The organism is Streptosporangium album (assembly GCF_014203795.1).
Classification (GTDB): Bacteria; Actinomycetota; Actinomycetes; order Streptosporangiales; family Streptosporangiaceae; genus Streptosporangium; species Streptosporangium album.
The window spans coordinates 815,812-827,350 of sequence record NZ_JACHJU010000001.1 but is presented as its reverse complement, the minus strand read 5'-3'; the positions used below and the strand labels follow the sequence as shown (position 1 = coordinate 827,350).

At 71.5% G+C, this 11,539-nt stretch carries 8 protein-coding genes; all 8 read left to right on the top strand.

The genetic code is table 11. The features are described 5' to 3' along the window. Positions 1-71 precede the first annotated feature (71 nt). The 8 genes from FHR32_RS03810 to FHR32_RS03775 all read left to right on the top strand — a co-directional run bounded on the left by FHR32_RS03810 (position 72) and on the right by FHR32_RS03775 (position 11,538). Positions 72-614 (top strand): GNAT family N-acetyltransferase, encoded by a 543-nt coding sequence (locus FHR32_RS03810; protein WP_184753020.1) that lies wholly within the window; start codon positions 72-74, stop codon positions 612-614. A 160-nt stretch (positions 615-774) separates the two neighbouring features. After that, on the top strand, positions 775-1,602 hold the full coding sequence (locus FHR32_RS03805; RefSeq protein WP_184753019.1) for a sirohydrochlorin chelatase: 828 nt from the start codon (positions 775-777) through the stop codon (positions 1,600-1,602). A gap of 40 nt (positions 1,603-1,642) precedes the next feature. Then, positions 1,643-2,800, top strand: a complete 1,158-nt coding sequence (locus FHR32_RS03800) for a nicotinate-nucleotide--dimethylbenzimidazole phosphoribosyltransferase (RefSeq protein WP_184753018.1) — start codon at positions 1,643-1,645, stop codon at positions 2,798-2,800. Between the two features lie 152 nt (positions 2,801-2,952). Further along, complete coding sequence (gene cobA, locus FHR32_RS03795) at positions 2,953-4,185, top strand: uroporphyrinogen-III C-methyltransferase (RefSeq protein ID WP_184753017.1); 1,233 nt, start codon at positions 2,953-2,955, stop codon at positions 4,183-4,185. 773 nt (positions 4,186-4,958) lie between these two features. Next, on the top strand, positions 4,959-7,211 hold the full coding sequence (locus FHR32_RS03790; protein ID WP_312881965.1) for a GTPase: 2,253 nt from the start codon (positions 4,959-4,961) through the stop codon (positions 7,209-7,211). A 187-nt stretch (positions 7,212-7,398) separates the two neighbouring features. Next, positions 7,399-9,042, top strand: a complete 1,644-nt coding sequence (locus FHR32_RS03785; RefSeq protein WP_184753015.1) for a GTP-binding protein — start codon at positions 7,399-7,401, stop codon at positions 9,040-9,042. Positions 9,043-9,179: 137 nt separating this feature from the next. Continuing rightward, entirely contained in the window at positions 9,180-9,887 is a 708-nt protein-coding gene (locus tag FHR32_RS03780) for a single-stranded DNA-binding protein (protein WP_184753013.1), read from the top strand. Positions 9,888-10,239: 352 nt separating this feature from the next. Next, the gene (locus FHR32_RS03775) at positions 10,240-11,538 is read left to right on the top strand and encodes a GGDEF domain-containing protein (RefSeq protein WP_184753011.1); all 1,299 of its coding nucleotides are present in this window, start codon (positions 10,240-10,242) and stop codon (positions 11,536-11,538) included. The last annotated feature ends 1 nt before the right edge of the window (position 11,539 follow it).

The following is an 11,539-nucleotide window of genomic DNA, read 5'->3' as shown; positions in this document are numbered from 1 at the left end:
CGCCGAGTTGCGTGGGTATGCCCCACTGGGATGAGCTGTGCACCCCTCCGTTTCCGCCCCAGGGAGAGCGTGTGACCGCGCGAATGCCCGATCCGTCCGTCACGACCGAACGGCTCACTCTCCGTCCTTTCGCCCCGGCCGACGCCGGCCGGATCCGCTCCGTCATCGAGGCACGCCACGCCTTCCTCCCGCCTGGCGCGCCCGGTCACCCGTCCGGCATCACGCAATGGCTCGCCCGTGGCGTGCACGAACTGCGCCACTCCGGCCAGGGCGTGCACCTGGCGATGGACGCCGACGGGCTCGTCGTGGGCGCGATCAGCCTGTTCAAGACCCTGTGGGGGACCGGAACCACCGAGGTCGGGTACGGCGTGCACCCGCTGCACCGGGGACGCGGCTACGCCCCCGAGGCCGTGCGCGGCCTGGCCCGCTGGGCGTTCGCGGCCACCTCCCTGCGCCGGATCGAACTCCGCGCCAATCTGGACAACACCGCCTCGCTCAGGGTGGCGGAGAAGGCCGGGTTCGTCAGGGAGGGTGTGCTGCGCGCCGCCGAACTGGAGGACGACGGCCCGCACGACGTCGTCGTGTTCGGCCTCCTCAGAGCCGATCTCACCTGATCAAGGACATCTCTCGTCCCGCCGTCCCCATGTGATCCGCCCGGCCTTGATCAGTCATGCCTTTGCGGAACCGTTACCTGTCCATGCCGTGGCGTTATCGGATATCCTCGCGAATCGCTGTTGCGTATCCCCAGGTCAAGGTCATTGGAGTCCTGTTTCCATGAAACCGCCGCTGCTGCTCATCGGGCAGGGCTCGCATGATGACGATGGATCTGCTGAATTCGGCAGATTCGTCCACAGGCTGCGCTGCCGTCTCGACCAGACGGCGGCCGAGGTGTCCGGCGGATACGTCTCCAAGGCCAGACCGCGCCTCAGCGACTCGGTCGCCTCGCTGGTGGCGCGTGGGCATCACCGCATGGTGGCGCTGCCGCTGAGTCTCACCGGGGACGCGCGGATCGGCGCCGACATCCTCGGTGCGATGGCCCGCGAGCACGAGCGGCATCCCATGCTCGCCTGCGACTACGGCCGCCCCCTGGGGGCCGACCCCCGCATCCTGGCACTGCTCGCCGAGCGCCTGGCCGACGCCGCGGCCGAGGTCGCCAGCCTCCGCCTGGTCCCCGCGGCCGCCGTGCCGTTCGACGACGAACCCGAGCGCATCGAGATCGGCGAGACCGCCGTGGTCCTGGTCGGTGACGGCTCCACCAGCCCCGAGACGAACGCCGACGTGCACCGGGTCTCCCGCCTGTTCTGGGAGACCCACGCCCACGAGTACATGACCGTGGAGACCGCCTTCGTCTCCCTCACCCCACCCGGTGTGCCCGGCGGCATCGAGCGCTGCCGCCGCCTCGGCGCCAAGCGAGTGATCGTCGTCCCCTACCTGCTGTTCGCCGGTGGCGTGCTGGACCGCGTCTGGGCCCAGGCCATGGCCTACGCCGCGGGCCACCCCGACCTCGACGTCCGCTGTGCCGAGGTCATCGGCGACTGCGAGGGCCTGGCCGACGTGATCGTCGAACGCTACGAGGAGGCGCTCAGCGGGATCACCTGGTGATCTTTCCGGGAGACGCCGTTCCCGGGGGACACTGGACGGTATGACCATTCTTGAGCAGACCGTCGCCGCGATCCGGCCCGCGGACCCGGCGGCCCTCGCCGCGGCCCGGGCCCACCAGGACAGCCTGACCAAGCCCCGGGGTGCCCTCGGTGTGCTGGAGGAGGTGGCCGTACGGCTGGCCGGAGCCGCGGCCGTCAGCCCGCCGCCGCTCCCGGCCCCCGCGGCTCTGGCGATCTTCGCCGCCGACCACGGCGTCCACGCCCAGGGGGTGAGCCCGTGGCCGCAGGAGGTCACCGTGCAGATGGTCGGCAACTTCCTCGCGGGCGGAGCCGTGGTCAACGCCTTCGCCGCCCAGGTCGGCGCCTCGGTGACCGTCGTCGACGTCGGAGTGGCCGCCGATCTGCATCCCTCGCCGGGACTGACGGTCAGCAAGGTCGCGTACGGCACGGCCGACCTGTCACGCGGGCCGGCGATGACCGCCGGGCAGGTGGTCGCGGCGCTGGAGGCCGGGATCGCGGTGGCCCGCGAGCTCGTCGGCCAAGGGGCCCGCTGCCTGATCACCGGGGACATGGGCATCGCCAACACCACCGCCTCCGCCGCGCTGATCTGCGCGTTCACCGGCCAGGACGCGGCGGGTGTGACCGGCAGGGGCACCGGGATCGACGACGAGACCCTGACCCGCAAGGTCGAGACGGTCCGGCGGGCCCTGCGGGTGAACGGCCTGGACGGCGGAGCGGAGAACGGCTCCGCCGACGCGCCGGAGCGCACGTCGGCGGCGAGCCCGGCTGCGCCGGAGCGGGAGCAGGCGTCGGCGGCGGGCCGGGCTGTGCCGCCGCTGGAGACGCTGGCCGCGGTCGGCGGGCTGGAGCACGCGGCGATCGCCGGATTCATCCTGGGAGGAGCGGCGCTGAGGGTGCCGGTCATCCTCGACGGTGTCATCGCGGGATCGGCCGCGCTGGCGGCGGCCGCGCTGGCTCCCGACGTGGTGGACCACTGCGTGGCCGGGCACCGTTCGGCCGAGCCCGGCCACCGCGCCGCGCTCGAACACCTGGACCTGCGGCCCCTGGTCGAGCTGGAACTCCGGCTAGGAGAGGGCACCGGAGGCCTGCTCGCCCACCCGCTCGTCTGCGCCGCGGTCAGGGTGATGCACGAGGTGGCCACCTTTGATTCCGCCGGGGTCACCGACAAGGAAGCATGATCCGCCGAGGTCTCGACTCCGCGGGTGAATTGTGGTCAGGTGCTTCTTTACGCTGTTAACACGTGAGCAGCAAACAGCGGGCCATTAGCCGGTAGGTTTACCTCTTAACGCATCGTGCTTCACGATTAATCTCGAACGGGAGATCTGTCACCATGTCGCCCTACCTGCTCGGTCTGCGCCTTTCCGGGCGGCGGGTGCTCGTCGTGGGCGGAGGGCGCGTCGCTCAACGGCGGGTCCCGGCGCTGCTTGAGGCAGGCGCCCTGGTCACCATCGTCTCCACGAGCGTCACGCATGCCCTCGACGATCTCATCGCGACCGGCCGTGTGATCTGGCAGGCGAGGCCGTACCAGGTCGGTGACGTGGACGGGGCCTGGCTGGTCCAGGCCTGCACGGACGACCGGGCGGTGAACACCGCGGTGGCCGCCGAGGCAGAGGCCAAGCGGATCTGGTGCGTGCGCGCCGACGACAAGGACGCATCGGCGGCCTGGACCCCGGCCGCGGGGCGCGTGGGGGAGATCGGCGTGGCCGTCACCGCGGGTGGCGACCCCCGCCGGGCGGCCGGGATCAGGGACGCCGTCGTGGAGGCGCTGCGCGACGGCACGGTCGACGCCCGGCGTAACCGCACCAAACCGGTCGGCGTCGCCCTGGTCGGCGGTGGCCCCGGCGACCCCGGACTGATCACCGTCCGAGGGCGTCAGCTGCTCGCTCAGGCCGACGTGGTCATCGCCGACCGCCTCGCACCGCAGGCCCTGCTCGACGAGCTCTCCCCGGACGTCGAGCTGATCGACGCCGCGAAGATCCCCTACGGTCGCTACATGGCCCAGGAGAGGATCAACGAGCTGCTGATCGAGCACGCGAAGCAGGGCAAGTTCGTGGTCCGCCTCAAGGGCGGCGACCCGTTCGTCTTCGGCAGGGGTGGTGAGGAGATGCTCGCCTGCGCCCGTGAGGGGATCCCGGTGACCATCGTCCCCGGGATCACCAGCCCGGTCGCGGTGCCCGCGGCGGCCAACGTGCCGGTGACCCATCGCGGCGTGAGCCAGGAGTTCCACGTGATCTCCGTTCACGTCCCGCCCGGCGACGCCCGATCCACCGTCGACTGGCCGAATCTGGCGCGTTCCGGTGGAACCCTGGTGCTCATGATGGCCGTCGAACGGATCGGCACTATTGCCGAAACACTCATCCATGACGGACGTTCGCCAGAAACTCCCGTAATGGTGGTACAGGACGGTACTCTTCCCACCCAACGCGCTCTTTACGCCACGCTCTCCACCGTGGCGGAGCGCGTGACCGCGGCTGGGATTCGGCCACCTGCGATCGTGATCGTTGGCGATGTCGTGAAGGTCGGCCAGGAGGTCGAGATGGTTCGAGCGGAGCGGGTACCGTGAAGTCGGCTGCCAACAAGCCCACCCATCCGAGCGAGCGCGACCACCGCCTCGCCGCCCCCTCTCAGGCGTCACCCGGCGCCCCCGCGGACGACGCCGAGTTCCCCGGCGAGCAGACGGTCACATTCGGGGCCATCCGTCCCGACGACGATGCGGCCTCGGTGTCCCGACGGCCCGCCACCGGTGAGGAGACCGCCCCGACTCCTGCCCCGGACGACCCCCTCGCGGCCTTCCGGGCGGCTGCCGCCGCCGCGGAGGCGACGATCGCGTCGTTGACGGGTGGTGTGGCCGCCTCTCCTGCGGGGGGTCGTGAGGGGGGTGCCGGGTCCGCTCGTGGGCGTGGTGGTGCCGCTTCCCGTGCCGGTGAGGTTCCGGCCGGGTCGTCGGGGCCGGTCGGTGCCGCTGGTCCGTCTTCCGGGGCCGGTTTCCGTGGGGTGGGTGCCGTCTCTCCCGGTGCGGGTTCCCCCGGTGTCGGTTCCCCCGGGGCCGGTGCCGCGTCGCAGGATGACGCCTTCGCGGCCTTCCGGGCGGCTGCCGCCGCCGCGGAGGCGACGATCGCGTCGTTGACGGGTGGTGTGGCCGCCTCTCCTGCGGGGGGGCGTGAGGGTGTTTCCGCTGGGAGCGGTGGGGGTGTCGTCGCTTCTGGGTCGGGTGAGGGGGGTGCCGGGTCCGCTCGTGGGCGTGGTGGTGCCGCTTCCCGTGCCGGTGAGGTTCCGGCCGGGTCGTCGGGGCCGGTCGGTGCCGCTGGTCCGTCTTCCGGGGCCGGTTTCCGTGGGGTGGGTGCCGTCTCTCCCGGTGCGGGTTCCCCCGGTGTCGGTTCCCCCGGGGCCGGTGCCGCGTCGCAGGATGACGCCTTCGCGGCCTTCCGGGCGGCTGCCGCCGCCGCGGAGGCGACGATCGCGTCTCTGACCGATGGCGCGCCCACTCCCCGTGAGGAGCGCGACGCCATCGGTTCCTCCCCGGGCAGTGCCGCGGCCCCCTCCCCGCCGGCCGGTGAGGCGGTCTCGTCACCAGGTGGCGCCTTCGCCGCCTTCCAGGCGGATGCCGACGTCCTCGCGGTCTCCCCGCGGAGCGGCGAGCGGGCATCCGACGCACCTGGCGGCCCGTCCGCGGACGGTGCCTCCCCCGCTCCCCGCGCCGCCCGTGACACCCACGACCTCCGCGCTGACGGGGAAGAAGAGCCCGAGACGGACCAGACCGGCACCGGCGCGGGCACGGACCCCGGTGTCTCCGGGCCCGTCGGTGACGACGACGTGGCCGCCGAGGCCGATGCCGACGACACCGGAGACGACGCTTACGCAGGTGAGCAGGCCGAGTGGGCACGGCGTGACCGGGTGCGGGAGACGCCGCTGCCGTACGCCGTCTCCGAAGCCCTGACCGGCGCGCTCGCCGTTCTCCGCACCAGCGTCTCCGATCTCCGCTTCGGCCTGGACCTCCCCGGAGCAGAGGAGGCCAGACGGACCCAGAGCGAGATCCTGGCCCAGCTCGACGACTACGTGATCCCGCGGGTCCGCACCAGCACCGCGCCGGCGCTCGTCGTGGTCGCGGGGTCCACGGGGGCGGGCAAGTCCACGCTTCTCAACACCCTGGCCAACGCCAAGGTCAGCGCCACCGGTGTGCGCCGCCCGACCACCGGCACGCCGGTCCTCGCCTGCCACCCCGACGACCACGAGTGGTTCGCCAGCGGTGATCTGCTCGGCAGCCTGCGGCGGCAGGCCGCACCCGGCCCCAAGGCGACTCCCGGCAGCCTCGTGCTCGTCTCCACCGAACGCCTCCCTCCGGGCGTGGCCCTGCTCGACACCCCCGACATCGACTCGGTCGTCGAGGAGCACCACGAGATCGCCCACCGGATGCTCGACACGGCCGATCTGTGGATTTTCGTCACCACCGCCGCCCGCTACGCCGACGCCCCCGCCTGGCGGCTCCTCCGCCTGGCCAAGGAGCGCGGAGCCCGGCTGGTCATCGTGCTCTCCCGGGTGCCGGCCAAGTCCCGGGACGTGGTCACCAAGCACTTCTTCAGGATGCTCAACGAGTACGGCCTCGGCGATGTCGATCGGTTCGTCATCAACGAGAGCAAGGTCGCCGACGGCATGCTCCCCGACCACGAGGTCACCGAGCTCCGGCTGTGGCTGACCGAGCTGTCGGTCGACGACCAGCGCCGGGCGCAGGCCGTACAGGCCACCCTGTCCGGGGTGCTCGACAGCTTCCGTACCCGGATCCCCGCCCTGGCCAGGCAACTGGAGGCCCAGGTGGTCTTCAGAAGCGAGCTCCGCGGTGACGTGGACGCCGCCTACGCCGGTGCGCTCGCCGAGATCGAGCAGGCGACCGGGAACGGCTCGCTGCTCCGTGGTGAGGTGCTCGCCCGGTGGCAGGACTTCGCCGGTTCCGGTGACCTCATGCGGACCCTGCATCTGCGCAAGCCCGGCCGGTTCGCGGGAAAGGCGAGTCACCAGGCTCCCGAGCGGCTCAGCGCGCTGAAGTCCGCCCTCAGGGCCGCGGTGGAGTCCCTCATCGTCTCGGCGGCGCAGCGGGCCGCCGAGGACGCCGTCGCACGCTGGCTGCACCGTTCCGGCGCCGGGGAGACCCTGGCCGGGGCCCCGGAGCTCGGCCGCGCCTCCGACGAACTGCTGCGCAGGACCGGCCGGACCGTCGCGGCCTGGCAGGAGCACATCACCGAGCTGATCCGCACGGAGGGCGTCACCAAGCGGGCGGTCGCCAGGCTGGTGTCGTTCGACATCGAGTCCCTGTCGCTGATCTTCGCGATCGGACTTCTCGGAGACGGCTCCGCCGAGGGCGAGGGAGCCGGCACCGGCGCCCTGCCGCAGCGGCTGGTACACGCGCTCCTCGGTGCCGAGTCGCTGCGCACCATCGGCGCCAAGGTCCGCAGCGACCTGCGCGCCCGGATCGGCATGCTGTTCGATGATGAGATGTCGCGCTACATCCAGGCCCTCGACGGCGCGGGCATCCCCGACGAGTCCGCCGCCACCCGCCTTCACCAGGCGACCTACAGCTTTGAGGCCGCCCGATGACAGGTGGATCCGACGTGGTGGGCGCGGTGTTCTCCTCGCGCCCGCCACGGACGGCGGGCAGCGGTGAGCGATCGATGACTGGGCGCGGGCCCGACGCGGTGAGCACGGTGTTCACCGGGCGCCCCCGGCACGACGGCCCGCAGGGGACGAGCGGTCCGCGCAGCGAAAGAGGAACGGTAAGCGAGCCATGACCACTGTTGGCACCACCCAGACCCGCCAAGGTCTCGGCAGCCGGCTCGCCGCGCTGGCGCGGATCGTGGAACTGGGACCGGGCAGAGTCGATCCCAAGCTCCTGTCCGAGGCCGGGCAGCTGCTGCTCCGCGCCGGTGACCGGCTCAAGCTCTCCTCCGACCACACCGTCGTCGCCCTCGCCGGAGGCACCGGAAGCGGCAAGTCGACGCTGTTCAACTCGATCTCCGGGCTGGAGCTGTCGCCGACCGGGGTCCGCCGCCCCACCACGGCGCGCACCCACGCCTGCGTCTGGGGTCTGGACGGCGCGGGACCGCTGCTCGACTGGCTGCAGATCCAGTGGCGGCACCGCTTCGCCAGGGCCAGCGCCCTGGACAGGGGAGAGAGCCAGCTCCACGGGCTGATCCTGCTCGACCTGCCCGACCACGACTCCATCCGGGCGCTCACCGACACCGAGGCGGACCGGCTGATCCAGGTCGCCGATCTGGTCGTGTGGGTGCTCGACCCGCAGAAGTACGCCGACGCCTCCACCCACCGCCGCTACGTGACCGAGCTGGCGGGGCAGGACGCGGTGACCATCTTCGTGCTCAACCAGGTAGACCGGCTGGAGCCGGAGGAACTGGTCGAGTGCGTCGCGGACCTGGAGGACCTGCTCCGTCGCGAGGGCGTCGAGAATCCCGTCATCGTCACCACCTCCGCGATCACCGGCAGGGGGGTGGACGGTCTCAAGGCCGTCCTCGCCCAGACCGTGGTCAGGCGCAGAGCGGCCGTCCAGCGCCTGGAGGCCGACCTCGACCGGCTCACGCTCCGCCTGGCGAAGATCATGCCGGTGGACGATGCCCCCGCCCTCTCCGCCTCGATCGACGACGCCCGCCGGATCGGCCTGACCGACGCGCTCTGCGACGCGGTCGGGGTGCCGGCGGTCGGCGAGGCGATGGAGAACGTGTACGGCGTGCGGTCCATGGAGTGGGTCGGCTGGCCGTACACCCGCTGGGCCGCCAGATTCCGGCCCGACCCGCTCAACAGCCTGCGCCTGGGAGACCTCAGGGACGAGATCCGAGGCCTCACCGGAGGCACCGTCAGCGCGCAGCCGGCCGAGGTGGACAACGCGGTGCAGGCGCTCGCCGACGGGCTGACCTCCGGCATGCACGAGTCCTGGCGCAACGGCATCAAGGAGGCCGCGCGCTCCCGTTCGGTCCAGCTTCCCCAGGTGCTCTCCGAGGAGCTGTCGGAGGTCGCGCCGCGCCTGGACCGGGTCCCCGGCTGGTGGCGGCTGCTCCTCGTCTGGCAGTACCTGCTGGTCCTGCTGTCCGTCGCGGGGCTCGCCTGGCTCGGTACGGCTCTCGCCTACGGCGTGTTCGGCGCGGGGACGTTGCCGGAGGGCCTGGCGGTGTTCGGCGAGGCGGCCTCGCTGCCATGGGTGGGGTTGATGGTCCTCTCGGTCCTGGGGCTCGGCCTGCTCACCGCTGTGGCCAGCCGTAACTTCGTCGTGCTCGGCGCGGGAAACGAGCGCGACCGGCTCGAACGGGAGATGCGCCGCAGGGTGGGCGGGGTGGCCGCGACCATGGTCATCGAGCCGGTGGAGCGCGAGCTGGCCAGATACAACGAGTTCTCCTCCGCTGTGCGGGGCGTGCGGGGGTAATCCCCGGCTGTCCACAGGTCCGCGGCATCCGCGTCAGGCAATCCACAGAGCGTGGTTCGGCGGCCCCCGCCGGAGGCGGCACGGGCCATCGTGTTCTCCATGTCACGGGCAGTCCGCCCGCTTCCAAGGGAGACACGATGAACGACATCCACGTCACGCTGACCGGTAACGTCGCGGCTCCGCCGCGCCAGCACACCTTCCCCGACGGGTCACGCGTCACCTCGCTCAAGGTCGCCTCCACGAGCCGTTACTTCGACCGGGAGAACCAGCAGTGGTGCAACGGCGAGACGACCTACTTCGGCGTCCGCTGTTTCCGCGGGCTCGCCGACAACGTCGCCCAGTCGGTCCACGTGGGCCAGCCGGTCGTCGTCCAGGGCCGGCTGCGGATCCGCGAGTTCACCCATGAGGGTGAGCGCCGCTTCATGCCCGAGGTGGAGGCCAACTCGCTCGGGCACGACCTGCGCTGGGGCCTGGGAAGCTTCAGCAAGCCGCAGCGGGGAGGCACGGCCCCCTCACTGGGCCGCAAAGAGCGGACCGAGCTCGACCGCGAGACCCATGACTGGGCCATGGGCGGCGCCGCCTCCGTGGCGGCGGGCGGTTCCGGCCTCCTGAGCCTGGTGAAGCCCGAGACGGATCCCGGGACGGATGAGGAGACGGCCGGGGCGGGAAGCGGCCTGGCGCAGGAGGACGTCGCTGGAAACGGAGCCAACACAGAAGATCACGGCGTGTCCGAGAGGGAGACGGACGCCGGACAGGGGAAGATGATCGGCGGGAAGGCGATGACGAGAGACGGAGAATCCGGGGACGAAACGCCGTGGCCCGCAGAGGTGCCCATGGTGGCCTGAGACAACCGTCGGCAGCATGGCACCGGACACGGCGCGGGTCTCCGGAGAGGGCCGAAAGAGGGAGGGGGCATCGGCCGAGCGCGGTCGGTGCCCCGCCAGAGGAGGCGGTGGCGCCGAGAAAACAGGCCGATGGTCATCTCGCCTGTGTCAGATGCTCGAAGCATCTGTCAGGTCCAGGTCACGCCCCGCAGCATGGCTGCTCCTTCCCTCACGGTCCGCTCGCGGAGTGAGCGATTCCCAGGTGTGAGCCACCTGATGAGGGGCCCACTCTGCCAAAGGTAGCGGTTACCGTCGCGCGCCGCACACTCCGCAACTATCGTGTTACACATCGTTAGTCGGAGAAGGGGGCGACATGGCGGCACCCATTCACACCTCGGCCAAACCCCGCAGCGGTGTGACCGTCCTGGTCGATCGGTGGCCCTTGCTTGGGCAGCGTCGTGCACTGGTCGTCTACTTTTGCGGAATCGTGGCGCTGGCTCTGGTCGCGATCGGTCTTTTCGCTCTGTCGACTGAGTTCCGCTGGCATGACCTGCTGACCTTCACCGCATTGATGGCATGTGGCGCCGTCTGCATCGAGGCGACCCGCAGGCTGGGCATGCCGGCCGGTGTCTCCCGCGACCTGTTGTCCGCCTGGTGGTTGCCCGCCGCGTTGCTCCTCCCTCCCGTATACGCGCTTCTCGCCCCCATCCCGCTCCAGATCCTCCTGCAGAAACGGGTGAGGGAGACCGTCCTCTACCGGAGGGTGTTCAGCTCGGCCGCGATCGGCCTGGCCGGATGCGCCGCGTCGGTGCTGTTCCACACGGTCGCCGGCGACCTGACCGCCCTGATCGCGGGCGACGGCGCGACGATCGCCGTCGCCGTCGGCTCCGCCGTCCTGTTCACCGTGCTCAACACCGCGTTGATCGCCGTCGCCGCGCACACCGCCGCCCCCGACAGCCGCTGGCGGGAGGTGCTGTGGAACCGGGAGAGCCTGCTGCTCGACGTGGTCGAGCTCTGCCTCGGGGTGATCGTCGCCATCACCTGCGGCCTGAACCCGGCGCTGCTGGTGCTGGCGCTGCCTCCGGTGGTCCTGCTCCAGCGGAGCCTGCTCCACGCCCAGCTCCAGGCGGCGGCCCGCACCGACTCCAAGACGGGCCTGCTCAACGCCGCGGCCTGGCAGCGTGAAGCGGACACCGAGATCGTCAGGGCACGCCGCACCGGCGAGACGCTGGCCCTGCTGATCGTGGACATCGACCATTTCAAGCGGGTCAACGACACCTACGGCCACCTGATCGGCGACCAGGTCCTGATCGGGGTGGCCGCCACCATCCGCAGTCAGCTCCGTGACTACGACGTGGTGGGCCGCTTCGGTGGCGAGGAGTTCGTCGTCCTGCTGCCCCGGGCCGACGTGACCGAGGCCCGCAGGGTCGCCGAGCGGCTCCGGTCCCGCATCGGGCGGATGGCGGTTCCCGCGGACGACAACCTGATCACTGTGACCATCTCGGTCGGTGTGGCGGTCATGAGCATGCACGGCGACGACCTGATCGAGCTGCTCGCCGCGGCGGACCTGGCCCTTTACCGCGCGAAGGAGCTCGGCCGTGACCGGATCTGCCTGCCCGCAACGGTTGTGCCCCCGGCTCGCAGGCCTGGCTCCGAGGCCGCCCCTAGCTAAG

Excerpts from the sequence above, each read along its gene's own strand:
- FHR32_RS03805 (WP_184753019.1), top strand. The coding sequence starts at position 775 with ATGAAACCGCCGCTGCTGCTCATCGGGCAGGGCTCGCATGATGACGAT.
- FHR32_RS03800 (WP_184753018.1), top strand. The coding sequence starts at position 1,643 with ATGACCATTCTTGAGCAGACCGTCGCCGCGATCCGGCCCGCGGACCCG.
- cobA (WP_184753017.1), top strand. The coding sequence starts at position 2,953 with ATGTCGCCCTACCTGCTCGGTCTGCGCCTTTCCGGGCGGCGGGTGCTC.
- FHR32_RS03785 (WP_184753015.1), top strand. The coding sequence starts at position 7,399 with ATGACCACTGTTGGCACCACCCAGACCCGCCAAGGTCTCGGCAGCCGG.
- FHR32_RS03780 (WP_184753013.1), top strand. The coding sequence starts at position 9,180 with ATGAACGACATCCACGTCACGCTGACCGGTAACGTCGCGGCTCCGCCG.
- FHR32_RS03775 (WP_184753011.1), top strand. The coding sequence starts at position 10,240 with ATGGCGGCACCCATTCACACCTCGGCCAAACCCCGCAGCGGTGTGACC.